Source organism: Amycolatopsis sulphurea (assembly GCF_002564045.1).
Taxonomy (GTDB): domain Bacteria; phylum Actinomycetota; class Actinomycetes; order Mycobacteriales; family Pseudonocardiaceae; genus Amycolatopsis; species Amycolatopsis sulphurea.
On the sequence record NZ_PDJK01000002.1, the window covers coordinates 5452147 to 5477932 of the forward strand.

At 66.8% G+C, this 25786-nt stretch carries 19 protein-coding genes and 1 pseudogene; 7 read left to right on the top strand and 13 right to left on the bottom strand.

Features of this window, described 5'->3' with window-relative positions; genetic code table 11:
* Positions 1–187: 187 nt before the first annotated feature.
* From ATK36_RS30880 to ATK36_RS30890, 3 genes are read left to right on the top strand one after another with little or no spacing between them, the layout of a single operon-like run.
* Complete coding sequence (locus ATK36_RS30880) at positions 188–1498, top strand: MFS transporter (RefSeq protein WP_211291997.1); 1311 nt, start codon at positions 188–190, stop codon at positions 1496–1498.
* 30 nt (positions 1499–1528) lie between these two features.
* Positions 1529–2506, top strand: coding sequence for a M24 family metallopeptidase (locus tag ATK36_RS30885; protein WP_098514645.1), 978 nt, complete (start codon positions 1529–1531; stop codon positions 2504–2506).
* A gap of 34 nt (positions 2507–2540) precedes the next feature.
* Positions 2541–3338, top strand: a complete 798-nt coding sequence (locus ATK36_RS30890; protein ID WP_211291998.1) for an aldo/keto reductase — start codon at positions 2541–2543, stop codon at positions 3336–3338.
* Positions 3339–4106: 768 nt separating this feature from the next.
* Here ATK36_RS30890 and ATK36_RS30895 read toward each other — a convergent pair.
* The 4 genes from ATK36_RS30895 to ATK36_RS30910 form a co-directional block, all read right to left on the bottom strand.
* Positions 4107–5486 (bottom strand): cytochrome P450, encoded by a 1380-nt coding sequence (locus tag ATK36_RS30895; protein WP_098514646.1) that lies wholly within the window; start codon positions 5484–5486, stop codon positions 4107–4109.
* Between the two features lie 115 nt (positions 5487–5601).
* Positions 5602–6624, bottom strand: coding sequence for a terpene synthase family protein (locus ATK36_RS30900; RefSeq protein WP_211291999.1), 1023 nt, complete (start codon positions 6622–6624; stop codon positions 5602–5604).
* A gap of 777 nt (positions 6625–7401) precedes the next feature.
* Entirely contained in the window at positions 7402–7695 is a 294-nt protein-coding gene (locus ATK36_RS30905) for an integrase core domain-containing protein (protein WP_170069984.1), read from the bottom strand.
* A 470-nt stretch (positions 7696–8165) separates the two neighbouring features.
* The gene (locus ATK36_RS30910) at positions 8166–9032 is read right to left on the bottom strand and encodes an SDR family oxidoreductase (RefSeq protein WP_170069985.1); all 867 of its coding nucleotides are present in this window, start codon (positions 9030–9032) and stop codon (positions 8166–8168) included.
* 512 nt (positions 9033–9544) lie between these two features.
* Between ATK36_RS30910 and ATK36_RS30915 the strand changes: the two genes are divergently transcribed.
* Entirely contained in the window at positions 9545–10777 is a 1233-nt protein-coding gene (locus tag ATK36_RS30915) for an acyl-CoA dehydrogenase family protein (protein ID WP_098514649.1), read from the top strand.
* A 348-nt stretch (positions 10778–11125) separates the two neighbouring features.
* Complete coding sequence (locus ATK36_RS30920) at positions 11126–11923, top strand: alpha/beta fold hydrolase (RefSeq protein ID WP_098514650.1); 798 nt, start codon at positions 11126–11128, stop codon at positions 11921–11923.
* A 24-nt stretch (positions 11924–11947) separates the two neighbouring features.
* Here ATK36_RS30920 and ATK36_RS30925 read toward each other — a convergent pair whose 3' ends face one another.
* The 8 genes from ATK36_RS30925 to ATK36_RS30960 all read right to left on the bottom strand — a co-directional run bounded on the left by ATK36_RS30925 (position 11948) and on the right by ATK36_RS30960 (position 22038).
* Positions 11948–12634, bottom strand: coding sequence for a TetR/AcrR family transcriptional regulator (locus ATK36_RS30925; protein WP_098514651.1), 687 nt, complete (start codon positions 12632–12634; stop codon positions 11948–11950).
* 100 nt (positions 12635–12734) lie between these two features.
* The gene (locus ATK36_RS30930; protein WP_098514652.1) at positions 12735–14243 is read right to left on the bottom strand and encodes a long-chain-fatty-acid--CoA ligase; all 1509 of its coding nucleotides are present in this window, start codon (positions 14241–14243) and stop codon (positions 12735–12737) included.
* Positions 14244–14336: 93 nt separating this feature from the next.
* Positions 14337–15875 (bottom strand): amidase, encoded by a 1539-nt coding sequence (locus ATK36_RS30935; protein WP_098514653.1) that lies wholly within the window; start codon positions 15873–15875, stop codon positions 14337–14339.
* 287 nt (positions 15876–16162) lie between these two features.
* Positions 16163–16954: a TIGR03084 family metal-binding protein gene (locus ATK36_RS30940; RefSeq protein ID WP_098514654.1), complete on the bottom strand. Its 792-nt coding sequence runs from the start codon at positions 16952–16954 to the stop codon at positions 16163–16165.
* Positions 16955–17017: 63 nt separating this feature from the next.
* On the bottom strand, positions 17018–18010 hold the full coding sequence (locus ATK36_RS30945; protein ID WP_098514655.1) for an ABC transporter permease: 993 nt from the start codon (positions 18008–18010) through the stop codon (positions 17018–17020).
* A complete protein-coding gene (locus ATK36_RS30950; protein ID WP_211292000.1) occupies positions 18007–19500 on the bottom strand; it encodes a sugar ABC transporter ATP-binding protein in 1494 nt (497 codons plus the stop codon). Before ATK36_RS30950 ends, ATK36_RS30945 begins: the two co-directional genes overlap by 4 nt.
* 92 nt (positions 19501–19592) lie before the next feature.
* Positions 19593–20555 carry a sugar ABC transporter substrate-binding protein gene (locus ATK36_RS30955; RefSeq protein ID WP_170069986.1) on the bottom strand — a complete coding sequence of 321 codons (963 nt, stop codon included), beginning with the start codon at positions 20553–20555 and terminating at the stop codon, positions 19593–19595.
* Between the two features lie 823 nt (positions 20556–21378).
* Positions 21379–22038, bottom strand: coding sequence for a TetR/AcrR family transcriptional regulator (locus tag ATK36_RS30960; protein WP_098514658.1), 660 nt, complete (start codon positions 22036–22038; stop codon positions 21379–21381).
* 237 nt (positions 22039–22275) lie between these two features.
* Between ATK36_RS30960 and ATK36_RS30965 the strand changes: the two genes are divergently transcribed.
* Positions 22276–23085, top strand: coding sequence for an enoyl-CoA hydratase-related protein (locus tag ATK36_RS30965; protein WP_098514659.1), 810 nt, complete (start codon positions 22276–22278; stop codon positions 23083–23085).
* Between the two features lie 371 nt (positions 23086–23456).
* Here ATK36_RS30965 and ATK36_RS30970 read toward each other — a convergent pair.
* Positions 23457–24847: pseudogene (locus tag ATK36_RS30970) on the bottom strand (IS1380 family transposase).
* Positions 24848–25374: 527 nt separating this feature from the next.
* Here ATK36_RS30970 and ATK36_RS30975 point away from each other — a divergent pair.
* Positions 25375–25725 carry an integrase core domain-containing protein gene (locus ATK36_RS30975; RefSeq protein WP_098514660.1) on the top strand — a complete coding sequence of 117 codons (351 nt, stop codon included), beginning with the start codon at positions 25375–25377 and terminating at the stop codon, positions 25723–25725.
* Positions 25726–25786 lie beyond the last annotated feature (61 nt).

The window sequence follows — 25786 nt, forward strand, 5'->3', positions numbered from 1 at the left end:
CGCGGCGATAAGCGTTTCCGATGGAGTGACCGGGAAAACCACTGGTGGTGGTAACCCGCGTGTCCTGCGAGGTAATGTCCCGGCAACAGCGGGGAGTCATCGTTCTCCGGATCGATGACCAGGCTCAGCGCGCACCAGCGCAGCCCTTCCGGTGACGACGACGTCACCCGTGAGAAAGGTAGTCCTCGTGAACAGTGCTTCCTCCCCGGTCGTGGCGCACCCACCGGTCCGGGCCAAGAAGACCTCCATCTTCGGCGGTCTCGTCGGCGTCTTCATCGAGCTGTACGACAACGCCGTCTACGGTTTCGTGGCCGGCACCCTGGCCGTCGTGTTCTTCCCCGGCGACGAACCGGCCACCGGCGTATTGCTGACCTTCGTCGCGTTCGCGATCCCGTTCTTCTTCCGCCCGCTCGGTGCCGCGGTCGCCGGCTCGTGGGGCGACCGGTTCGGCCGCAAACGGGTCCTGCTCGGGCTCATCACGCTGATGACCCTGTCGACCGGGCTGGTCGGCGCGCTGCCCGGATACCGTGCGGCCGGCGTCTTCGCCCCGATCGCGCTGGTCGTACTGCGTGTCCTGCAGGGGTTCGCGATGGGCGGCGAGCCGGGCAACGGCAACTCCTTCCTCGCCGAGCACGCGGGGGAGGGCCGCCGCGGCCGGGTGGTCAGCTACGCCAACGCCGCCACCTTCATCGCGATGCTGCTGGGCACGTTGTTCGCAGCTCTGCTCAACGCGACGCTGACGAAGGCGGCGATGGAGAGCTGGGGCTGGCGCCTGCCGTTCCTGCTCGCCCTGCCGATGGGCCTGATCGGGCTGGCCATCCGGCGTGCCGCCGACGAATCCCGGGAGTTCACCGCCGCCGAGGTCGAGGGCGAGGTCACCCGGAGCCCGCTGCGCGAGGCGTTCGGCTCCCGCGAAACAGTACGCGGCATGCTGATGGCCGTCGTGCTGCCGCTGTTCAACAGTTCCGGCTACTTCATCCTGTTCATCTACATGCCCTCGTTCATGAAGAACGACATGCACTTCTCCACGGTGCAGGGCCTGATGGTCACCGGGATCATGCTCGCGGTCGGCACGTTCGGCGTGCTCTACGCGGGACGGCTCTCGGACCGGGTGGGTCGTAAGAAGATGCTTGCCACGTCGGCGTTCCTGATGGTGGCGCTCGGATTCCCGTGCTACTGGCTGCTCACCCAGGGTTCGTTCCTGCTCGCGACCCTCGGTGCCGTGGTGATGGCGCTGTGTTTCTCCGGGACCAACGGGGTCATGCAGGTGACGCTGGCCGAGCTGTTCCCCACGCGGGTCCGGACCGTGGCCTACGGCGTGGGCTACAACGTCGGGACCGCGATCTTCGGCGGCGCCGCGCCGCTGGTCGTCTCGGCGCTGATCGTGGCGACCGGCAGCACCTGGGTGCCCGCCTTCTACCTCGTGCTCACCTCGATCGTCGCCGGTATCGCCGCGTTGCGCATCCGCGAGACCGCGTTCGCCCCGCTCAAGCGCTGAACTCCTGCGATCCTGAAAGGACGGTGCCCCGTGGCACGGACCGCCGCCGCACCAGCCAGGCCCGATCTCGACCGGCTCCGCGCCGCGACGACCGAAGCTGGTTTTGAAGCCCTGCTGCTCACCTCGGCGGCGGCCCGTGGCCACGTCCTCGGCGCCGAGCACGCCGTCGTCGTGCTCACCGCGGCCGGCACGGTGGCCGGGGGACCCGATCCGGCCGGCACCCTGCGCGCGGCCGGGGCGGGGACCGGACCGGCCGGGTTCGAGGACGACCTGCCGTGGGAGGTGTTCGGCCGCCTCTCGAACACCGGAATCACCCTCCGCCCCGCCGCCGACCTGATCTTCGGTGAGCTGATCCGGGGCGCGGACGCGGAGGCGGCCGCCGAGCTGGCCGCAGTGGGCTACACGGCCGTGATGGACCACCTGCACGTCGGCATGGACGTCCGGGAGATCACCGCCAACGTCGACCGATCCCTCCGCCGCGCGGGAGGCCTGCTGGGCTGGTACCCGCCGGGCGCGGGCGTAGGTTCGGATCTGGTCACGATGCACGGGCATGACCCGCGCACCGCGCAGCTGACCGCCACCAGCCCGCTCCATTACACGCTGCATCCCGTGCTGGACGGGTGCCAGGGCTTCGCCACCGCCACCGCAATTCTCAGCAAAGCCACGCCCGCGTTGCGTGACACGGCGGAATCCTGTTCCGCCGCAACGGAATCGCTTATCGCCGCCTTGCGTCCGGGCGCGCCGTTGCGGGACGGATTCGCCGCCGCCGCGCGGGAATTCGGTGACCGGCCGGGGTCGAGCCGAATCTTCGCGTTGCGCGGAGGCAGCGCGCTGCCGCTCGGGCCGTCGAGCGAACTGCTCGGCGAGCCGGGCACCGTCCTCGGCGTGCGGGCGACCGTCGCGGCGCCCGAAGGGGGAGCGGTGGAACTGGCCGAGACCGTCCTGATCACCGGCAGCGGACCACAGCGGCTCGCGAAGACGCCGCTGCGTCTCGTCGAGCTGTACTGACCCTGACCGCCACCCCGCAGGAGGAGGACCTTTCGTGCCTGGACAGTCCGAAGTGGACCGAGTGCCCGTCGCCGATCTCGGTGGCCGCGCCATGCCGCTGCTCGGCTACGGCACTCACCCGATGCGTGGCGGGCAGGCCACCGAAGCGGTGCTCGCCGCGCTGGAGGTGGGCTACCGCCTCGTCGACACCGCCACGCGCTACCGCAACGAGGAGGCGATCGGTGCCGCACTCGCCCAGACCGCCGTCCCGCGCGGCGAGCTGTTCGTCACCACCAAGATGCCGCCCGACTGCGTCGGCATCGAGCGGCGCACGCTGGAGGAGAGCCTCACCGCGCTCGGCACCGACCACGTTGACCTTTGGCTGATCCACTGGCCGCCCGGCGGATATCCGGGCGTCACCAGCTGGCGTGCGTTCGCCCAGGCGCGGGAGGAGGGGCTCGTGCGCGCGATGGGCGTCAGCAACTACCCGATCGAGCTGATCGACGCGCTGTACCAGGCCACCGGCGAGTATCCGGCGGTGAACCAGCGCCAGTGGGGACCGGGGGACTACGACGCCGGATACGCCGGGGCGCTCGCGGCCCGCGGGATCGTGCTGAGCGCGCACAGTCCGTTGCGCAGCACCGATTTGAACGACCCGGTGCTCCTGTCGGTCGCGCAGGCGCACGATCGCAGCGTGCACGAGGTGGTCGTCGCCTGGAACCTGCACCACGGCGTCGCGGTGACGGTGAAGTCCGCCCACCGTGAGCGGATGGTGCGCAACCTGTCCGCCGCGGGTCTCACCCTGACCGAGGAGGAGGTGGCGGCGATCGACCGGCTGGGCGCCGGTCGGTGACCCGCCCGGCCCCGTGCCACGGTGCGGCGCCGTCGCGCCAGGGCACAACCCCGGTCACCGTGGACCCGCGTCAGGTGTGCCTACAGCCGTTCCGGCGCCTCAATCCCCGCAAAGTCGTCGTGAGGGGCCCTGCGCAGACGGCGGAAGTCCGTGAAGGGGCCCTTCACGGACTCAGAGTCTGTGAAGGGCCCCTTCACAGACCTGAAACAGGTCCGGCGCACACGACGAGGTGGTCGCGCACCTCGAACACCCTCGCATCGCCCGCTGCCAGGCGCAATCGATGAAGAGGGCAGGCACCGCCGATGACGACGCGGCAGCCACGGCTCTCTGCTGATCACAGGCCCTTCGACCAACTTTGCCGGGACCCTGCGCCGTCCGGGTGAAAATGGGGGAAAACGAAAACGGTCCGGGCGTGCGCGGTACTGCCCGCGCGCGCCCGGACCGTTTCTTCCGGTCCAGTCGGCCGAAGGGGTCACTGGTTCGATCCCAGTATCGCCCACGGTGTTGTTGCTGGTCAGGCGGCCTGTCCGTGATCGTTATCGGCAGGCCGTTTCTGATTGTGGGGAGCGTATGGGGAGCACAGACTCCTGACCACAACCCTGGATCCGAAGTGGTCATGACGGGTTGGTTCCAGGAGACGCTTGCCGGGCTCCGGGGCACGGTTTGATGGTTCGGGAAGTTTCGTACCGGAGCGGGGCTCGGGTGGCAACGCGACGGCAACGGCCGGTAGCTGTCGTCCTTGAGGCGGCCACCTCACGTCGTCGGGTGTCAAGCGGACGGGCGGGGAGTGGCGGTCAGGTGGAAGTCGCTGGGGGTCAGCACGGCTTTGGGTCTGGGACGGGGCGGGGGCTCGGTGGTGCGGCGCAGTTGCCAGCGTGCGGCGATGGTCGCCAGCACGACGACCGCCTCGGTCATCACGAAGTTGTCTCCCATGCATTTGCGGGCGCCGCCGCTGAAGGTGAAGAACGCGTCAGTGGCGTCCTTCGTTATGGCGCCGGGCAGCCACCGGTCCGGGTCGAATCGTTCTGGATCCGGGAAAAGCTGGGGGTCATGGTTGAGGACGTACGGGCTGTAGACGGCGTAGCTGCCGGCCGGGATGAGGAACCCTCCGAGCTTCACGTCGGTGGTGGCGCGGCGGGGTAGAAGCCATCCTGGGGGCCACATACGCAGGGCTTCTGTGAACACCCGCCGGGTGTAGTCCAACTGTGGTAAGTCCGCTACGGACGGACCGGGACGCCCGTCCAGCACGGTAACGGCCTCGGTGTGCAGACGGTGGTCTATCTCGGGATCGTCAGCGACCGCGCTGAGCGTCCAGGACAACGCGGTGACACTGCTTTCCAGGCCGCCGACCATGATGGACACGACCTCGTCGTGAATCTGCTGGTCGCTCATGGGGCTGCCGTGTTCGTCGCGGGCGGCCAGGAGCAGGGACAGCAGGTCGCCGCGGTCGAGGTCGCGCGCCCGAGTATCGGCGATCATCTGGTCGATCACCGCGTGCAACCGGCTCAGCGCGGCCTCGAAACGGCGGTTGCCCGGTAGGGGCAAGCGGGTCATGGCCGCTGGCAGCATGCCCCGTAGTCCGACCCCGCGCGCTGCGGCCCGAATATCACGAGTGACCTCGCGAGACACGTCGTTGGCGAGACCAGGCCCGCATACCGTCCCGGTGAGGATCGTGGCCACCAGCACACCGATCTCGTCGGGGAAGTCCAGTCTCCGTCCGGGCGACCAGCCCTGGATCTGGGCCAAGGTCGTCTCGCGCATCGTGTCCACATAGGAGTTGATGCGCTGTTTGCGGAACATCGGCTGGATCATGCGGCGTTGTCGGTGGTGCAGGTCGCCGTCGGAGGTGCCGAGGCCGTTGCCGACCATGCGGCGCACGTGGTCGAGCAGCATCCCGCGCTTGGTGAACGGACCCCGATCGCTGCCCTGGTCGATCAGCAGTTCTCGGGTCAGGGCGGGATCGTTGAGCAGGTAAAAAGTCTTCGTGCCGACGGCGAACCGCACGATAGGACCGCGGTCGCGTTGGGAGTTGACAAAGTTCAACGGGCGTCTCAGCAACGAGGGGGTGTGACCGAGCAAAGGAATTCGGCCTGGCGCCATCGGCGCCGTCGAACGGGCTGCGGAATCGTGACTGGAGACAGCACACATGCTGGATTCTCCTTTTCTTCGTGGCCGTCAGCGGTGCTGAACCGGCGGCACCATCTGAGATGTCAGCTACGGGTTTCAATGACCTCCATCATGTCGTCGTGGGCATTCAGGGGTGTCAGCATTTCCATCGGAATTCCTGACTGATGTATTCGGGTTCGACGTAGGAGCCGGGGACATAACGCAGAGAGTTCTTGGTGTGCCAGGAGTAGACCCCCTGCAGCATGATGCCGATGGTGTGGGCGTATTCGACGGCCCGGTCCTGCCATTGACTGAAGTCTGGCAGGTTGTCCGTCAGGGTGATGAGTTCTTTCAGATCGTTGTCGTGGAATTTCAGGGCCATCATGTACGCCTCTGTCAATGACACGTTGTGCTCGTGCCGCAGAGTGATGACCAGGTTGATGACATCGCCTCGCCGGGAAAGTTCCTTGGGCAGGGAGACGATGTCGTTGTGCCAGCCGATGATGCGGGATGATAGTGCATGCATACGCAGGATCGCCGGGTGTTCCAGCACGGTGTCCGGCAGCGTGCGGAAATCCTTCTGCATGCAGAGATACTTCGCGAATGGTGCACCTCCGCTGGTGCACTCCCGGATCGTCAGGAACACCGGAAGCGGCGCCGGCCGGTTGAGGGCGATGTAGCGTTTTTCGTCCTGGAAGCCGGTAAGCATCTGGTTGATCGCGACGATGAAATTCTCATACAAATGCATGGGCATGCCGCAGGCGATCGCATCCTGCCGAAGCTGGTGAAACTGCCGGTAAATGCCGAGGTCGTGCGGTGGTTCGTCGTCGTCACCGGTCAGCAGCGCCATGATTCGTTCGCGGATCGCGGACATCTCATCGTGGCTACAGCGGTCGAAGTAGTCGTCCATCATCGCCCCGGACGAGGCATAACGGGCGACCGGCCGCAACTCGGCCAGGGTGAGAAAAGGGAACGCGCGGGCCGCGAGATCAGTCAGCCGGTGCCGCTTGTGACGGGTCCGAGCCTGCTCGGAATGGAAGGCGTAGTCCTCGTCGATCCACCGGTAGTACTCCTGCGCCAGCTCCTCCATCTTCGGATTCGTCAGGTCCGGGAACGGGTAATGCGGCCGCGGCAGGTCAGCGAGCCGGCTATAAAGCTCCTGCTCGGTCAGGCCGGTCACAAGGTGCTCACCTTTGAGGTAATCCGGTGATTCCATGGTCGCCAACCCGCCTTTCGAATCCTGGCGATGTCGAATCGATGATTTGTGGACACCCGGGGTGCATTCGTGCAGCGGCGGTTCAGGGCGTCGTGTCGTGCGGGATTTGGGGATCGGGCCGGGGACGACCGGGCGCGGGTGAGAAGGGCCTGCGCTGCGGTACGAGCGGTAGCCGGCAGGGTGTGGGCGTAGCGATGCCCATCGTCCACAGTAGATGCGGTGACCCCCGGCCCCGTGTCCGGTTCCGCGGCAACGTGCCCTGCCCCGTGGTGGTCATGACCTACCACATCGATACTCACCGACGCTCGACAGCGACACGGCTTGCGCCGCGGAGGGCTGAAAGGACACCTGAGGACACCGCCTCTCGTCATTGTCCATCCGATGGTGACTGAGACCGCCAAGACGCCGATACCACTGTTTCGGCGATGTGACTCCCCGATAGCATGGCCATATTCCATCACTTCGTCACCCTTGGTGATCGATTGAGTCCAGCCGTGCTTCTGCGCGGTCAACCGGTATGCGTCCCGGCGGAGTGTTTGTCAATACTTGCTGTTGTGCCCAGGATGCGAAAGGGGTTCGCCCGACTGTCCAGACAGGTGGGCAAACCATTGACGGGTCTTGCCCCCGGAAGTTGGACACGGGGTTACGCGACTTCGGGAAGGGTAGTCGATTTCGGGTTCAGGTCGTGTTCGTAGGTGATCGGTGATCTCTCAAGCCCCGGGTTTGGTGGAGACCACTGGATTAGTGGGTTTCCAGGGGTGCGGTGGCTGGGTGGGTCATCGCGTGTAGTGCTTCGTGCTCGGTGGGTGGGGTGTGTCCGAGTTCGCCGTGCAGGCGGCGGTTGTTGTACCGGTCGATGTACTCGACGGTCGCGATTTCCAGGTCGTCGAGGCCGCGCCAGGGGCCATGGTTGTGGACGAGTTCGGCCTTGTAGAGCGAGTTGAATGCTTCGTCCGTTGCGTTGTCGTAGGAATCTCCTGTGCTGCCAACGGAGGCGACGAAGCTGGCCTCGGCGAGGCGCTGGGTGTAGCGCACCACTCGGTACTGGGCGGTCGCTGTGATGCGCCAGCCCGGCCAGGTCCGCGCTGGCGGCCCGGCGGCGCCAGGCCGCCATCTGCAGTGCGTCCAGCGCCAGATCCGTATACAGCGAGGTAGCGACCTGCCAGCCGACGATCACGCGGGAGAACACGTCCAGCACGGACGGGGCCGAGGTGTTCCGGGGCTTGGTGGTGGCCCGGGTTTATCGAGCCGATCTGCAAGTTCGACAGCTTGTGGGTGCTGGACGAGATCGGGGTCGCGTCCGCGTCGTACGCCACGCTCAAGCGCTGATTGCCGGCGTACGCGAGACGCGTGGCGGGAACGGCTGGCGGCGTTGTGTGCCCGCGCATACACGGTTGGGGCGCGCGTCGCCAACGACACGCTCAGCCACCGCCACAAACGAGCGCCCGCCCCGAGCGATCAGGACGGGCGCCTCACCTTGCCCATTGACAGGAACGTACTGGCTATCAGCTGCGCTCAATGGTGGCTGAGGTTGGATATGAGCGCTCGTCGATCCAGAACGCTTCGGCGGGCGGCTTTCCCGCGAGCCAGTACTTGTCGATGTCCGCGTCCGTCCAGCCGCGCTCCCGAAGGAGGGTTTCGTCGATGAGTTGCCGACCGGTCAGCTCCCCGGGTTCCGACCCGAGGACCTCCATGAGGGCATCGCACATGATGGCCGGCACCCGCCACTGATCGGGACGTCCCATCTTGTCCTCCGGCCAATTCAGCGTCGCGTAGGACTCGATGGGGGCCGCGGGCCAGAGGCTATTTGCAGCGACGTTGTCTCCGGCGTGCTCGGCAGCGATGCCGATGGCGAGCCGGGTCATGCCCATCTTCATGCAGTAGTACATCGCGTGCCCGGGCGTGGCCAGAATGCTGACAGGAGGCGAGTTCATCACGATGTGGCCCCAGCCTCCCGCCACCATGTGGGGCAGCGCGTAGTAGGAGGCCAAATAGGACGCCCTCAGGTTTACCTCGAACATGAGGGCGACTCGAGCCGGCGGGGTGTCAAGGACGTTCTCCCACCACAGCGCGCCCGCATTGTTGATCAGGATGTCGATCCGCCCGAACTCCTCCATGGTCCGCTCGACCATGTTCTTGATGTCTTGCTCGTCGCGCACGTCCACCCGTATCGGCAGGGCGCGGCGGCCCAGCGCCTGGACTTCCTCCGCGACCGAGTGAATGGTTCCGGGCAGGTGGGGTGAGTCGGTCGCGCTCCTGCCGGAGACGACGACGTCGGCTCCCTCTCTGGCAAGCCGCAGCGCGAATTCCCGTCCGATTCCGCGGCTTGAGCCGGTGACGATTGCGACGCGACTATTCAATGTCTGGCTCACGGCTACTCCCTTTCCTCGACGGCTCGTCGCTCGGTTCCTCGATGGGATGATGGGCGTCATCGAACTCCCCGGCTGGAATGTGCGGGCCGAGCTGGCGCGGTGGCTGGCTTGTGACCTGGATGGCCCGCGCGGTACGAGTTCACGTGTTCGTACCGGAACAGCGAAATCGGCTCGACGCCGCCACCGATCGCCACCCGCAACGCGGCCTGGGGGGACGTTGAAGCCGGTCGCCCCCCGGGGCATCGCGCACCCCAAGATGACGTCCTCGATCTCCGAACCGTTGACGCCGGCCCTTGCCGAACGTGCCCTTGTACGCCTTGCCGACGGGGCCGCGGGCTGTCGAAACGATTGCGGCTCTGGGCACGCCGGCTCCTTGACAAGGGCGAACGAGGATCGACTCGCACTCTACTTGAAGATGACGCCGGATTCAAGTAGAGTGCGAGTCAGGCGTCGTTGGGCGTACGCCATCGAACAGCGGCTTCCCGGTTCCGTGGCCCGAGAAGGAGATCTGAATGGACTTCGCACCCAGCCAGAGGTCGCTCGAGTATCAGGAAAAGCTCCTGGACTTCATGGATCGGCACATCTATCCGGCTGAACCGGTCTACGCCGAACAGATGGCCGAGTCCGGTGACGCGAACTTCGACCCGCCGGTGCTCAAGTCGCTCAAGGCGGAGGCCAAGGCGCGCGGTTTGTGGAATCTCTTCCACCCGCACGAGAGCGAGGAGTGGGGCTCGCCGGGCCTCAGTAATCTGGACTACGCACCACTCGCCGAGATCATGGGGCGCAGTCCGCAGATCGCGCCCGAGGCGATGAACTGCAACGCGCCGGACACCGGCAACATGGAGGTGTTGCAGCTCTTCGGCACCGACGAGCACAAGAAGCAGTGGTTACGGCCGCTGCTCGCGGGCGAAATCGCCTCTGCGTTCGCCATGACCGAGCCCGCGGTCGCGAGCTCGGACGCGACGAACGTCCGGCTGCGGATGGATGCCGACGGTGACGAGTACGTACTGAACGGCCGCAAGTGGTTCGCGTCCAACGCCCTGCACCCCCACTGCAAGGTCCTGATCGTGATGGGCAAGACCGATGTCGACGCGCCGACCCATCGTCAGCAGTCGATGATGGTCGTCCCGATCGACACCCCGGGCGTCAGGATCCTCCGCGGTCTCCCCGTCTTCGGCTACCTGGACCGGGAAGGTCACGCCGAGATCCTGTTCGAGAACGCCCGCGTCCCGCGGTCCGCGCTGCTCGCAGGCGAGGGCGACGGCTTCATGATCAGTCAGGCGCGACTCGGGCCGGGGCGCATTCACCATTGCATGCGCTCGATCGGCACTGCGGAACGCGCGCTCGACCTGATGATCGATCGGGCGCAGAAGAGGGTGACGTTCGGGGAGCCGGTGGCCAACCGCGCCAACATCCAGGACTGGATCGCCGAGTCGCGCATCGAGATCGAGATGATCCGGCTCCTCGTCCTCAAGGCTGCCTGGCTCATGGACACGGTGGGGAACCGGGAGGCGCGTGTGGAGATCGCGGCGATCAAGGTCGCGGCACCGCAGATCGCGCTCAAGGTCATCGACAGAGCCATCCAGGTGCATGGTGGTGCCGGGATGACCGACGATTTCCCGCTCGCGAGCTTTTTCGCACACCAGCGCACCCTGCGTCTCGCCGACGGCCCCGACGAGGTGCACAAGCGCACCATCGCCCAGGTGGAGCTTCGCCGCATGGCCCCTGGTTGGCATCGCTCCTGACGCAGCACCGTCGCAGGGTGTCGGCAAAGTCGGTGTGAGGGGGCCCTTCACGGACCCGAAACAGATCCAGCACACCACGAGGTGGTCGCGCACCTCGAACACAACCGCATCGCCCGCTGCCAGGCGCAATCGATCGAGATGGCAGGCGCCGCCCATGATGACGCGGCAGCCACGGCTCTCTGCTGATCACAGGCCCTTCGACCAGCTTTGCCGGGACCCTGCAGCACCGTCGAATCTGAATGCAACTTCATATAGAGTGATGGTCCGCACCTGGAAGGGGATGCCCATGGCTTCGATCGATGGATCCTGTCCCGCCGGCACTCGGTTCGAGTTGATCGAGGTTCAGCGATGACCGCGGAACTGTTCGTGGCCGACACGGGCGAGGCCGACCTGCCGGCGGTTGTCTGCTTGCACTCGTTGTTCCTCGACCACACCATGTTCGACGACCTCGTCGCTGCCGCAGCCGGTCGGTATCGGATGGTGCGCCCGGACTTCCGGGGGCAGGGTGCCAACCCCGACGCCGCGGGCATGGTCACGATGGACGACTGCGCCGACGACATTCTCGAGCTCCTCGATCGCCGGCACCTGGGTCGGGTCCACCTCGTCGCCCAGTCCATGGGAGGGGACGTCGCAGTCAGGGTCGCGGCTCGTCGGCCGGATGCCGTCAAGCGTCTGGTTCTGCTGGGGACGTCCGCCCGGCAGGAGCCCGTCGAGCACCTCGACGCGTTCCGCCCGATCGCAGACGAGGTCGCGCGCAGCGGGTTCGCCGGCGAACTGCTCGAGACGATCACCCAGATCATGTTCGGCGAAACATGCCGGAACGACCGGGATCGCGCCGGGATCGTCGCGCGGTGGCGCGCTCACTTCGGGGCCCTGCGGCCGGGGCTGGCGCCTGCCATCCGTGGGGTGATCGAGCGGCCGAGTGCGGTCGATCAGCTGCCTTTGATCAGGGCGACGGCCCTCGTCGTCAGCGGGGGCGAGGACGGCGCGCGCCCGCTCGAGTGGTCCCAAGAGCTGGTCGACGGGATCCCGGACGCCGAACTCTGGCGCCTGCCAACGACAGGCCACAGCGTGATCTTGGAGGAGCCCGCTCTCGTCATCCCGCGCGTGCTGGCTTTCCTGGACGGCGAGGAGGCCGCTCGATGAGGACCGCGTCGGAACCTGCCGGGCTCAGGAATCGCTCTTCGGCTTGTCGGGCGCAACCCCGAGGGCATTGAGCCAGAGCTGCGTGACCGTACCGACGACCTCGTCGAGGTCCCAGCCCTCCTCTAGTGCCCAGGCGTAGTACGCCATTCGGCTCGTCATGCCCGCCAGGGCGCGTGCAGCCATCACTGGATCGAGTGTGGGGTCGGCGTACCCGTGCCGCTGCAGCCACGCGATCCGTCGAGCGCTTCGCTCGGCGAACGCTTGCGAGCGGGTCAGCCGCAATTGCCTGAAGACGGGGTCGATCGTCGCCACCTGCTCGAGCAGAAGCATCAGCTTCGCGTTGCGGCGGTAGGCCTCGAGGTAGGCGCGGTTGCCGGCGGCAAGAATCGCGGCGGTGTTGCCGGGATTCTCGTCGACATGCGGCATCCCCGGGTTCATCATGTCGTCCTGGGCCGCCTGCATGACCGCGGTGAAGATCTCGGTCTTGCTGTCGAAGTACGTGTAGAAGGTCCCCGTCGAGCACTTCGCCTCGGCCGTGATGTCGACCAGCCGAGACTCGATGAACCCGTCGCGCTCGAAGACGCGCCTTGCCGCCGCGACGAGCGCCTCGCGGGTGCGGAGACCCCGACGAGTACCGGGCATGTCCCGAACCCTGGCTTGGTCGACCAGCGACGGCAGATCGCCCTCCTGGCGGGACAGCTCGTCGGTCATGATCGATACCCCCTTCCGCCGTTGGCGGTTCACGCCGTCGGGTCGCGACGTGCGTCGTTCGTCACCGCGGGCAGTAGCCCGGCATCAGCAGCCGCCGGTCTCATGGAGAGACCTCGCGGTGGGCCGATGACCGCAGTTCGTCGCGGTCGATCGCTCTCTTGAGGATCTTGCCGGTAGCGCCCCTCGGCAGTTGTTCTACGAACGAGAACAGGCGGGGCACCTTGTACGCCGACAACCGCTGCTTCGCCCACGAGCGGATCTCCTCGCCGGTCACGGTGGAGCCAGGCGCGAGCGCGATGACGGCTGCGATCTCCTCGCCGTAGTGCTCGTCGGGTGCCCCGATGACGGCGACCTCGACGATGTCGGCGTGCTCGTAGAGCACCTCCTCGACCTCTCGGGGGTAGACGTTGTATCCGCCTCTGATGATGAGGTCCTTGACTCGGTCGAGGATGCTGAGGTAGCCCTCGTGGTCGAGGGCGCCGATGTCGCCGGTCTTGAGCCAGCCGTCGCGGAGATCCTGAGCCGTCGCCTCCGGACGGTTCCAGTAGCCCTTCATGATCATCGGCCCCTTGAGGTACACCTCGCCTGGCTCGCCGGGGGGCAGGGCATGGCCATCGGAGTCGCGGACCTCGACGGTCATCCCGGGGAGCGCGCGACCGACGGTCCCGGTCTTCTGTTCCCGGTTGAGGTCATTGAAGGTCGCACCGCCGGTCGACTCGGTGAGCCCGTAGCCCTCGAGGATGCGGCAACCGAAACGGTCCTCGAATGCCAGGATGACCTCTACGGGCAGCGATGCTCCGCCCGAGCCCGCCAGCCGGAGCTCCGTGAAATCCTCCGCGCGGAAGTCGCCCTCGACGTGCAGCATCGCGTTCCACATCGTGGGCACTCCGAGGAGGATCGTGAGCCGGTCCCGCTTCATCATCCGCAGCACATCGCCGGGCTCGAATCGCGTCAGCAGCGAGATCGAGGCGCCTGCCGCCAGCGCGGTGTTCATGCAGATCGATTGGCCGTAGGAGTGGAACAGGGGCAGCGCGGTGCCGACGCGGTCCTCGCCGGTCAGGTTGAACACGGGAGTGAAGGACTGAACAGCGCGGATCAGGTTCGCTGCCGTCAGCTCGGCGCCCTTGGGCTTCCCCGTCGTGCCCGACGTGTACATGATCACTGCGGTGTCGTCGTGCGCGTGCTCGTGGACGTCCGTCAGCGGCGGGGCTTCGAAGGAGTGTCCGGGCTCGATCTCCCAGAACTCGATGCCGCGCTCCGCCGCCGCAGTACGCGCGGCATCGGCACATTCGTGCCATGCCACCACCAGGGACGTACCGGAGTCGGCGAGGACGTACCCGATCTCCGGATGGGTCGACATCGTGTTCATCGTGACGACCGTGACCCCAGCGGCGTGAAGGCCGTAGTAGATCTCCGGGAACTCGGGGATCGTCGGAGCGATGAACAGCACCCGATCCAACGGCGCATAGCCCGCCGAGCGGACGGCGCCAGCGACTCGCCGACCGGCTTGGCGCAGGCCGCCGTAGGTGATCGTCACAGGTGACCGTACGGCGACTCGCGCCGGATCGGACTCTGCCTGTGCCCAGACCTCGGCTGCGATGTTCACCATGGAAACCACCCTTTGCTGTGTGACGTGCGCTTGCCTCGGCAGGTGAATCTGGATGAACGTGGGTTCAGTTTCAAGCACGATCACGTGCAGTGACTATGGTCGTGCTGACTCCGGCGCGAGGCCCAAGGCCAGGTGTCGTTCGAGTGCGCGAGCAGCGCGGTAGATGGTGGGCTCGTCGAAGTGCCGGCCGATCATCATGAGACCGATCGGCAGCCCGTCATTCATCCCGCACGGCATGCTGAGGGCGGGGTGCCCGGTCGCGTCGAAGATCGCCGTGTTGCCGTGCGTCTCGTATGCCTGCTGAACGACGAGCTCCATCGGAGCATCGGGAGCAGGGATCGGGGGTGCCTTCATCGGGGTGGTCGGCATGACGAGGAGGTCGAAGCGGGAGAGCGCAGCGTCGTAGGCGGCGGTCGCGCGCCGCAGGAGGTTCTGTGCCTTGGCGTAGAAGCGGCCGTGGTGGCGCGCGTGCATGTGCTCGGCCAGCAGGAGCACCATCTTCACGTTGGGCGGCATCTGGCTGGTCGTTGCGCGCCAGGTCGCGAGGTGGTCGAGCAGGTCGACCGGGTAGAAGCCGCGAGCCGAGGTGCCGAGCCCGTTCGAGTAGCAGATGGTGCGGAGGGCGCCCTCGGCCGTGATCGGCAGCCATACCGTCGCTGCCGTCGTGTGCAGGGGAATCGACACGTCCGCGACGACGGCCCCGAGCGCCTGGAGCTTCTGCGCTGCGGCGCGCACGCTGGCGTCTACATCGGCCTCCGACTCCGGCAGCCCGAATCCTTCGGTGACCACGCCGATCCGGAGTCCTGCAACGCCCTCCTCGATGCTGGACAGGTAGTCCCCGACTGTTGGTGCGTATTGCCGCGGGTCCAGCCCGTCCGCGCCGGCGAGCACACTCAGCAGGCGCGCGTTGTCCGTCACGGTCGCCGTCATCGGCCCGGCGTGGTCCAACGTCGGATCGATCGGCGCGATCCCGGTGTAGGGGACCAGCCCGTGCGTCGGCTTCATGCCGACGATTCCGGAAAAGCTCGCGGGGATGCGGATGGAGCCGCCCTGGTCGGCGCCGACCGCCATGTCCGCCTCGCCTGTCGCAACCAGCACCGCGCAGCCCGACGACGACCCGCCGGCGGAGTGCGTCGGGCGATGCGGATTGCGCACGAGGCCCCACGCATTGGTGTGGCTGCCTCCCGAGCCGCTCAGGTACTCGCAGTGGGCCTTGCCGACGATCCGCCCACCCGCCTCGAGCACCCGCGTGGCCACCGTTGCATCACTGTCGGGCGTGTAGCCCTCCAGGGCGCGCGTCCCATTGAGCAGGGGCGCGCCGGCGAGGCAGATGTTGTCCTTCAGCACCACGGTGCGCCCGGCGAGCGGGCCGGTGGCAGCGCCTCGCACCTCGATCTTCGCGGCCCACGCGTTGTAAGGGTTCTCGGCGGCCTCCGGACGGCGTGCGGCGCTGCGCGGATACTGCGGCGGCAGAATCTCGTCTTCGATCTCGTCCAGCGCCCGGTAGACCTCGAGGTTCGGCTCCACCAGTGCGCGGTAGGCCTCCAGTTCGGCATCGCTGAGATCGAACCCGAGGGTCGACGCATGCTCGCGAAGGTCGTCCAGCGTCGGGATCGGGACGGGAAGTCTCATGGCGGCTCCCTAAGCTTGGTGTTTGTTCGGGGTCGGTGCCCCGGATGCCCAGGGCGATGGGGTGCGGATGATGGTGTGTCTGCCGCACGGTGGCTCGAAGGGAATGGCTGCCCCGTCGTTCGTCGAGCAGGAGCCGGCAGAACTCGAGGCGATGGCCGCAGGACCGCGGCCCGAGTGCGCTCAAGCCCGGCCTTTCGCCCTGTCCCTGCCGCGTAGCGAATCCGGGAGCCGGCCCACATTCGACTATATATGAAAGTGAAATCAAATTCAAGTCAAGAGTGGGCGTGCTAGGTCATGACTGCGGCGCGCCCCGCGCCGGGCGGGCCGGCGAAGCACTGAGCGAGGGAAAGCCAGCGGTCGGCGTCCTCGCCCGTTGCCACCAGGTCGGAGTCGTCGCGGTGCATCCGCTGCGTGACCACCAGACAGAAGTCGTACGCCGACCCGATCACCCGCTGTGCGGCGTCCTCGGGACCGTAGGTCCATACGTGGCCAGACGGCGCCACCAGCTCGACCCGGAACTCCTCGTCGGGAGGTGGGATCTGGTGCATCGAGAACGCGAAATTCCTGGTGCGGATTCCGAGATGCGCCACGTGCCGGATGCGATCAGTCACCTCGAACTCGACGCCCAACGCCGCGTGCACGTCGTGCGAGTGCGCCCAGGTTTCCATGAACCGCGCGGTCGCCATCGAGGTAGCTGACATCGATGGTCCGAGCCACGGCATGCGTTTGCCGGTCGGATGCGCGCGGAGCGCCGCGACCACGGCCTCACGCGCCCGGCGCCACCGCACCAGGAGTTGCGCCGGCTCGACCCGGCCTCCGGCAAGTGCGGCAGCGTCGACCGATCCGCCGACGTCGGCCAGGACCGACGTCAACATCTCGTTCCAGGCCTGCTCATCCACTGCCGCGGCCGTGGCCGCCTCGTCGGTCCAGGCCAGGTGGGCGACCTGGGTCGCCACGTCCCAGCCGTCCGCCGGAGTAGGGGTCCGCCACTGGTCTTCCGAGAGTGCGGCGACAAGCCGTTCCAGCCGGTTTCCCTCGGCCTCGAGGTCGAACAGGATCTCCTCAAGTGCGACGCTCACGTCTTCTCCTCCAGCATGCTCGTGTGTCGTAGGCGGCGAGCTTCCAGGGGCTGCCGGGTCGTCTCATTTCGCGGCCCTGCGTCGGGCGACGGTGCCGACGCCCACGCCGATGATCAGCACGAGGCCTTGGAAGAGGTACTGCCAGTAGGTCTCCATGCCCAGCAGCGCGATCGCGTTGAAGCCGACGGCTACCGTCACGACACCGACGACGGTGCCGACGATGTGGAACTGCCCGTCGCGGAGGACCGCCGAACCGAAGAACGCGGCGGCGAACGCGGCGAGCAGGTAGGTGTCGCCTGCGGAGACCGCGGCGCTTCCCGTGCGCGTCGCGAGCAACACGCCGGTGAGTGCCGCCAGGGCCCCGCAGATCACGAATCCGACGACGCGGACTCTGCCGACCCGGATGCCGGAGAGGCCGGCGGCAGTCGCGTTGCCTCCCGCTGCCTGCATCGACCGCCCCAGCACGGTCCGGTTGAGGAGCAGCCAGGCCAGCAGGGCCAGGCCCGCCATGATGTAAACCGGGTAAGGCACGCCTATGAATCGTCCGAGGCTGATCTCCAGGAAAGCGTCCGGGTGGCTCAGCGTGACGGGCGTGCCGCCCGCGATGGCGTAGTTGACGCCGACGGCCACGGTGCCGACACCAAGCGTGGCGACCAGGGCGTTGACGCCAAGGACGGTGACCACGAGGCCGTTGAGCAGGCCGATGAGGGCACCGACTGCGACTCCCGCCGCGATCGCCAGGGGGATCGAGACATCGTGCTTCACGATCACGGTGCAGGCGACGACGCCGGCGAGGCTGGCCGTGCTGCCGATGCTCAGGTCGAACTCGCCGGTGACCAGCGTGAACGTCAGCCCCATCGCGATGACAGCCGAGAGCGCACTCTGATTGAGGATGTTGACCACGTTGTTCCCGGTGGCGAAGGTGCCGGGCTCGAGTATCGACATCGCGAGGATGAGCGTGGCGAGCATCATGAGAGCGCCGTATCTCGCGAGGCATTGCCACACGAACGCGGACCGGGGTTGTGCAACGCCGTGGTTGAGCGTCGTGGTGTTCATGTGATTTCCTGTTCGTCGAACCGAGCGAAGCAGAGCTCAGTGAGTCGGCTCTTCGTTGCACTGGCGCCATCGACTGACCCGACGACCGTGCCTGCCCGGACCACGATTACGCGGTGACAGATCGCGAGCTCGTCGAAGTCGCTGGAGATCATCAGCACCGAGCAACCCGTGCCGGCCAGCTCAGTGATGATCCGATAGATGTCCGCGCGGGCACCGACATCGACGCCGACCGTCGGCTCATCGAGGATCAGCACGCTGGGTTCGCTTCGCACATACTTGCCGAGGACGACCTTCTGCTGGTTGCCGCCGCTCAGCGAGTGGACAGGGTCCCTGGGGGACCGCGACTTGATGCCGAACCGATGGATCAGCGACTTGGTGATCCGCCGAGCCGCGCGGGGGCGGTATACCGCGGACATGCGTCGCGATGCCCCCATCGCGGCCATCTGAAGGTTGTCCTCGATGCTGCCGGACAGGACTAGGCCTTGGCTGCGCCTCTCCTCGGGCACCAGGCACACCCCGCGTCGGATGGCCTGGTGCGGTGTGCGCGCCCGGTAGGGCTCGCCGTCGAGGACCATCGTTCCGCTCGTCGCGGAGTCGGCGCCCACGAGCAGACGAGCGATCTCGGTTCGACCGGACCCGACCAGGCCGGCGACGCCGAGGATCTCGCCCTCACGCAGGTCGAAGTCCACGCCATGGATCTGGGGTGGTCGACCGAGTCCACGAACGGACAGCCGTACCCGCTCGCCAGGCGCGCCCACGGGGCCCCGGCGCTCGAGCAACTCCACCTCGCGACCCACGATGTGGTGAGTCAACGCCCGGACGTCGAGTGAATCGGACTCGTAGGTCCCGACCACCGTCCCGTTGCGGAGGACACAGATCTGGTCGGTTACCTGGAGTACCTCGTCCAGGCGGTGCGAGATGTAGAGGATGCCGACGCCGGCTGCGGTCAGTTGCTCGATGACCCGGTAGAGGCGCTCCGCCTCCTCGGCAGTAAATGACGCGGTGGGTTCGTCGAGTGCCACGAGGTTCGCGGGCCGCATCAGTCCGCGCGTGAGTGACACCATCCATCGCTCGGCAACCGGGAGTCGTTCCACGGGGACGTCGAGCGTGATCCGATAACCCAGCATTTCGCCGACCTCGTCGGCCCGCGCGCGCAGCGCCCGCCGATCGATGATTCCCAGTGGCCGGGTGGATCTGTATCCCAGCGCCAGGTTTTGCAGCCCGGAGAACTTCGGCACGAGATTCAGCTCCTGGTGCACGAAACTCAGGCCCAGCGCCGTGGCGGCGCGGGGGCTGTCGATCCGGACCTCCCGTCCGTCGACCAGGATCCGGCCGGAGTCCGCCTGCTCGGCTCCCGCCAGAATCCTCACCAGGGTCGACTTGCCGGCACCGTTGGCCCCGCACAACCCGAGAACCCTGCCCGGCGCAAGCGAGATGGAGGCGTTGTCGAGCGCGATCGCCCCGCCGAACTGCTTGGAGATCCCCTCCATGGCCAGGCTGACGCCGTGCCGACGTGGCTGCCGCGCCCCGGCAGGGTCCCGGGTGTCGGGTACGGCGTCGCACTCAGGTTGGACACCGCTCATCACTTGACCGCTTCCGGGTGCTTCTTGACGAACTCGTGGTAGGTGTCGTGGGTGACGAGGATGGCCGGGATGGGGATGACGTTGGGCTCCGCGTTGGTGCCGTGCTCGACGACGCCAGGGGTCTGCTCCGCCGCAGTGATGCCGGCCGCGGTGACGTCGATGAACGCATCGGCACGCATGTCACCGGCTTCGACCGCGTGCAAGGCTGCGGATGTGCCGTTGATGCCGTACACGAGGACGTCGTCGCGCCGGGCCTGGCGCAGTGCGCTGATCGCGCCGAGGGATGCCTCGTCCAAGCAACCGAAGATCGCCAGGGGTTCGCTGCCGGCCGGGTGCTCGGCGAGCCAAGCCTGGGTGAACTGGGTAGCCGCCTCGACGTGTCCGGGGATCGGAACTTCCTTGCGGGTCACCTGGATCTTGGTGCCTTTGAGCGTGTCCATCAGTTCCGCCTCGCGACCCATGCACGGCGGTCCTTGGTTGTTGCCGAACGCCAGTACGTTGCCGGTGCCGTGGAGGTCCTTCACCAGGAGCTTGGCGATCTCGGTGCCGTTCGGCCGGCCGGCGTCCATGTCGACCACCACGCCGTGCGCCGGTCCGCCGGCGAACGAGATCACGGGGATCCCCGCGGCGTTTGCGGCGCGGATGCCGGCGGTGAGCGACTCGCTCGGGAAGACGGCCGCCACGATCACGTCGACGCGCTTCTGAGTGAAGTCGTTCATAGCGCTGATCGCCTTGTCGACCGAGCCTTGGGGGTCCACCTTGGTGACTTTCCACCCGTGGCCCTCGGCGTAGCCGACGTACGCCCGCAGCGCCGTCTCACTGGTCTCTTCGCTGGACGAGAACTGGACGATGCCGATCGAGTACGCGCCGTCCTTGCCTGCGCCGGACGACCCCCCGCAGGCTGCCGTCACGGCGACGAGCGCTGACAGCGCTACGCCAAGTGCGATTCTCCGGAACTTCATCGATACTCCTCGGGCTGGTGCCCTACGGCAGGTGGACTGGAAGGGTGGTCCTACGAGCGCCTGTGCCGTCACGCCAAACGTGCGAGTGCGTCGGAGGCACTTCGGCGGGGTCAGGCGTGTCGAAAGCGGATGTGGACGCGGCATTGCGTGCCAGCTCCGACCTCCGAGAGTTGTCCGGCTCGGTGAAGGTGAGCTGTACGCGGGCCAGTGCCGCCGACCGCGTCGGCCGAAGGGTTGCCGGCCGATCGAGGTAGGCCCCGCAAGTGACGCTCGCGCGCTGGCTCATCGTCGTTGGTGCGATGTGACGTGTATCGCAACACGATAATTGAGACTGGACTCAACTTCAAGTGCGACTTCTGCCGCAGCCTTCGTGGCAATCGGTGGCTGCCGCGTGAGGTCGGCGGCGCCGCCTCTGGTGGCGGATCAGCGTGGTCGCGTGCTCTACCTGGGTGCACGTCGCCCCGTGCCTCGCTGATGCCGGGTACGGCGTGGCGGTCCTCAGATGCCGCAATTGGCCGGGGCATGACTGGGCCGGGTGCGCGCGGTGCCGCGTGCGGCCGGCGCACTCCGGGTCGCGTCTCCCGAGGTGCTCGTCAACGTGCGTTGCGCTCGTCGACGGCGTTGGTGCCCTACTCGGATCCTGCGAGAGCCGCCTCTGGTTCGAGGGGGCCGTCTGGTCGCTCGAGCGCCGGTGATGCGGCGCCTGGATTCGCCGACTGCCATCGTCGCCGGTCCGGGGGGACCATTGCCTGGATTCGGGCTGGCCAGGCGTCTCAATCGGACATCAGGCACAGTCTGCGCGTCGACATCCCAACGATGTGCGTCAGGTCGTGGGCTGGATCTTCAGGGCGTTCACCCAGAGCTGGGTCAGGGTGTCGGAGAGCTCGTCGAGGTCCCAGTCCTCGCCCAGCACCCAGTTCGTATAAGCCGCCCGGGCAACCATGCTCGACAGTGACCCGGCGGCGAGGATCGGGTTAAGTTTCGGGTCGGCCAGCCCTCGTGCCTGCAGGTCTCTGATCGCCTGCGCATTCCTGCGGGCGAACGCGTCCGCGCGCCGCTTCCGGAGCTCGCGGAATTTGTCATCGACGTTGGCCACCTGCTCCAGGAGTTGCATGAGCTTCGCGTTGCGCTGGTAGGACTCCAGATAGGCGTGGGTGCTGGCAGCGATGCTGCTCACTGGATCGTCCGCGTCCACCAAGTCGTGGACGTGGGGGTGGAGCATCTCGTCTTGCAATTCCTCCAAGACGGCCTGAAAGATCTCCTCCTTGCTGGAGAAGTAGGTATAGAACGAGCCCGAGGCGGTGCCGGCCTCCGTCGTGATGTCGGCAAGCCGCGCGTTGAGGAACCCGTCACGCTCGAACACCGTCCGTGCTGCCGCGACAAGCCGTGCCCTCGTCCGGGCGCCACGGACCGTGAGGGGAGGCTCGCGATGGGGCACGGTGGTGCTCCCGTCTTCTCGGCGAGACGTCGTCGGCCGTGGCATTCGATCTCCTCTTGGTGGGCGCGCGGACGTCGGGTTGGGCTTGACGTCGTCATCCGGAACTCGATCCAACGATAGTCCGGATCGCTGTCCAAGCCGGCCAGCGACGCAGCGTTGTAGGGCACTCGTCCGGCGGGCGGAGGAGGCGAGCCTCGCTGGGCTCGACGGGCCATATTGACATTGACATCAGATTCAAATTACGGTGAGCGCGGCGAGACTCAAGAGAGGTGGGCCAAGGCAGTGTCGAAGACCGCGGTCACAGACCACAGCAATACCGTGCTCGCCGAGCGGCGAGGAGGCGTACTCGTGCTTACGCTGAATCGGCCCGATCGGCTGAATGCGTGGAACGACGCGCTCGAGGACCGCTACTTCGCGCACCTTGACGAAGCAGAAGCAGACCCTGACGTGCGCGCGGTCGTGCTCACCGGAGCGGGGCGCGGGTTCTGCGCCGGCGCGGACATGGAGGACCTCCAGGTCGTCAGCCGGGTCGAGATCAACGCTCTCCCCACGCGCGCCGCACCGCGGCACCGGCCGATGCTGTTCCGAAAGCCGCTGATCGCAGCGATCAACGGTGCGGCCGCGGGCCTTGGGCTCGTCGAGGCGCTCTACTGTGACGTGCGATTTGCAACACCTACGGCGAAGTTCACCACGGCCTTCGCTCGCCGTGGCCTGATCGCCGAGTACGGGGTCGCGTGGATCCTCCCCCGCCTGGTCGGTCAGAGCAGAGCACTCGACCTGCTTGTCTCCTCGCGCGTGGTGCAAGGGCATGAGGCAGCCTCGATGGGCCTTGTCGACCGGGTTGTCGAGCAGAGCGAGTTGCTCGATGCCGCCGTGGGCTACGCGGAGCAGCTCGCGACCTACTGCTCACCGGCGTCGATGCATGCCATCAAGAGCCAGGTTCTGCGCGGCCTCAATTGCGACTTCAAGGAAGCGGTCGCCGATGCGGATCGCCTCATGCTGGAATCGCTCCGATGGCCCGATGTCAAAGAGGGTGTGACGAGCTTCCTCGAGCGGCGCGACCCTGCATTCGCCGGCCTGGCCCCGCTCTGACACGGTCGCGCCACCGAGATGGGTCGTCACTGGTGATCACTGGTTCGATCTCGGTGCCGCTGGATGTAACGCGTCGACCGCGTGGAGACCTGGTTCGACCTATTGAACAGTCACGGGTTGGGGCCGCTTCCTTTCGTGAGGATGATGGTCACCATGCCCAAGCGTTATCCGTCCGAAGTCCGGGAGACGGCTGTCCGTTTGGCTCTGGATCGCCTGAACGAGCCTCGGCCTTTCGTGCGATATTGAGTTGATCTTGCTTCAGGTTTGTTGATCGTGCGGCGGGTGTTTCTGGGTGTGGGCGTGCTTGATCGGCCGACCTGCTTGTGTCGGCCGCTCCGGGGTCTTTCGCTCGCAGGGACAAGGGGTGCGGATCAGGTGAAGGCGGCGCGGATTTTCAACCAACCTGCAGCGATTGCCTCGGCGTAAGCGCAGGTTTCATCGATACGGACTCGGACCTGGCGGGCACCTCGGGTGATCCGGGCACCCACGTGCAGGACCAGGTTGCGGAATGTGGCGATCTCGGCGCGAGCCAGTACTGGTGTGTCGGTGAAACCCAGAATTTTGGTCCAGGACAGCAGATCGGTCGCGGCGAGTAACGTCTCCAGCCAGGCGGTGTTCTCCGCGAATCCGCGGCAGGGCAGGTTGCGCAACCCGGTGGCCTTGGCCTGGCGGATGCGGTCCTCTACCCGGGCGTGTTGGCGGTGGTGCAGTTCCAGACCCGCGGTCTGGCCGGGCGATGACTCCGTCACCGATGTCGGTGATGAACGGGGTGATCCGATGTCCATCCACATCGGTGAATTTCAGCTGCGCACCGGGGTGGGGGCGTTCGGCACGCACGATGACTTTCGCTCCCTCCGGCCACGTCCGCAGGTCGAGCATCCCGGTGAGGTCGGCGACCCAGGCGCCACCGCGGATCCTGCCGTCGCGATCGATGGCCGATTCCCAGGCCTGGCCGGGAACCTGGTCGACAATCGCCTGGACGCGGCCGTCCACCGGAAACCCGAAGGAGAACCACACCCCCTTCTCCCGGCACGCCGTAGCGAAGGCGTGGGTGGCGCCGGCGGAGTCCGAGCGGGCCACCACCCGCACCGAGCCTGGATCACCTGGACACGGCCGAGCATGGGCCGGTAATGACGCCAACGCCCGCTCCAGCACCGTGACGTGATCGGCCGCAGTGTTCGACCCGGCATTGCCCGGCCGCAGCAGACCCGCGAGCGCTTCGCCACCGGAGACCTCCGGGCGGTCCAGAAACGCCAGCAACGGGTGAAAACCGAACGTCCGTTTCCAGGTTCTTGCCGCGTTTTCCTTGTCCTCCGAGTACGAAATCGTGACTGTGGCGTCGAAGTCGATGTCCAGCAGCCCGCTCAGATCCGGGGCGGCACCCGCGGCCCACGCCCGCTCCCGCGCCGCTGCCCGCGCGGCCAGCACGCCGGGCAGATGCTCATCATCGATCTTGTCCAGCATCCGCCAGGCGGTCGGCATGCTGGCCACCGGCCCACACACCTGGTGCTGGTCACCGAAGACCTCGACATGGGAGACACAGTCCGCGCCATCCGCGATGGCCACCGCCATATCCGCGAACACCTGCCCCGGCGCATGCACCCACGGACCGGCATAGGTATCGGCCAAGGCCGCAGTCACCCCCTCGACCAGGCCCGGTATCACGGGCCAACTCCCGCAGCATCCCCACCCCGGCATGCGACACCACACCACGCCCATCGGCACTGACCTTGACCCGCCCCGACCGCTTGCTACGCTTCACCCGCGAAGTACCTTCCCGTGAGCACCACTACAGACTTAGACAATCCGTAGCTTCCCTTACAGGACAGGCACTTCGCGCATCTCAGAGCAAAACCTACGTCACACCGCATGAAACACCCGGGCGAGTACGGATCGGCCTACGCTGCCGCGCATGCCATCGGCTTTTTCGCGCGGGAACTCGACTCGCGACACCGTTGATCATCGGGTTCATCGACGAATGCCGCCGGGTCCACAGCGTCGAGTCGATCTGCCGTGTGCTCTGCGCGCACTGGATCCGGATCGCGCCAAGGAACTACCGCAAGGCCCGCCGCCGGCCACCGTCCGAGCGTGACATCACCGACGCGCACCTGACCAACGCGTTGCTGGACGTGCAGGATGCACCCGAAGCTGTGTACGGGCGACGGAAGACGCCCGCTGGCTGCGCAGCCCAACCGGGACTTCACCGCCGACGCCCCGAGCCGAACATGGCGCTGTGGCGGCGGGATCACCACGGGCATCCGGTCGAGCCAGGACTGATCCACCACAGCGATGCCGGTAGCATTCACCGATTTCCTTGCACAGCAAGGACTATCAGCGTCCATCGGGTCGGTCGGCGACGCCTGCGACAACGCGCTGGCAGGGTCGATCATCGGGCTGTTCAAGACCGACGTCAACCGACACGCCTCATTTGCCGGTCTGTCCGAGGTGGAATACGCGGTCATGGAATGGGTCGGCTGGTACAACAACGCCCGCCTCCACTCCCGCCTGGACTACCTCACCCCGGCCGAGTACGAGACCGCCTGCGACACTCAACACCTGCCACGCCGACCGGCGCTGGTCTGGCACCGAAGCCGGTCCCTTACCCGTGACGGTTCCAGGGTCCCGGCAAAGTCGGTGTGAGGGGCCTTGCGCAGACTGCGGAGGTCCGTGAAGGGGTCCTTCACGGACTCTGAGTCTGTGA

What these genes read in the sequence shown, in the direction of transcription:
- ATK36_RS30960 (WP_098514658.1), bottom strand. Translation starts at nt 22,038, where the DNA reads ATGCCACGGCCGACGACGTCTCGCCGAGAAGACGGGAGCACCACCGTG.
- ATK36_RS30895 (WP_098514646.1), bottom strand. Translation starts at nt 5,486, where the DNA reads ATGTGTGCTGTCTCCAGTCACGATTCCGCAGCCCGTTCGACGGCGCCG.
- ATK36_RS30930 (WP_098514652.1), bottom strand. Translation starts at nt 14,243, where the DNA reads ATGGTGAACATCGCAGCCGAGGTCTGGGCACAGGCAGAGTCCGATCCG.
- ATK36_RS30955 (WP_170069986.1), bottom strand. Translation starts at nt 20,555, where the DNA reads ATGAAGTTCCGGAGAATCGCACTTGGCGTAGCGCTGTCAGCGCTCGTC.
- ATK36_RS30945 (WP_098514655.1), bottom strand. Translation starts at nt 18,010, where the DNA reads ATGAACACCACGACGCTCAACCACGGCGTTGCACAACCCCGGTCCGCG.
- ATK36_RS30925 (WP_098514651.1), bottom strand. Translation starts at nt 12,634, where the DNA reads ATGACCGACGAGCTGTCCCGCCAGGAGGGCGATCTGCCGTCGCTGGTC.
- ATK36_RS30975 (WP_098514660.1), top strand. Translation starts at nt 25,375, where the DNA reads ATGCCGGTAGCATTCACCGATTTCCTTGCACAGCAAGGACTATCAGCG.
- ATK36_RS30915 (WP_098514649.1), top strand. Translation starts at nt 9,545, where the DNA reads ATGGACTTCGCACCCAGCCAGAGGTCGCTCGAGTATCAGGAAAAGCTC.
- ATK36_RS30920 (WP_098514650.1), top strand. Translation starts at nt 11,126, where the DNA reads ATGACCGCGGAACTGTTCGTGGCCGACACGGGCGAGGCCGACCTGCCG.
- ATK36_RS30935 (WP_098514653.1), bottom strand. Translation starts at nt 15,875, where the DNA reads ATGAGACTTCCCGTCCCGATCCCGACGCTGGACGACCTTCGCGAGCAT.
- ATK36_RS30950 (WP_211292000.1), bottom strand. Translation starts at nt 19,500, where the DNA reads ATGGAGGGGATCTCCAAGCAGTTCGGCGGGGCGATCGCGCTCGACAAC.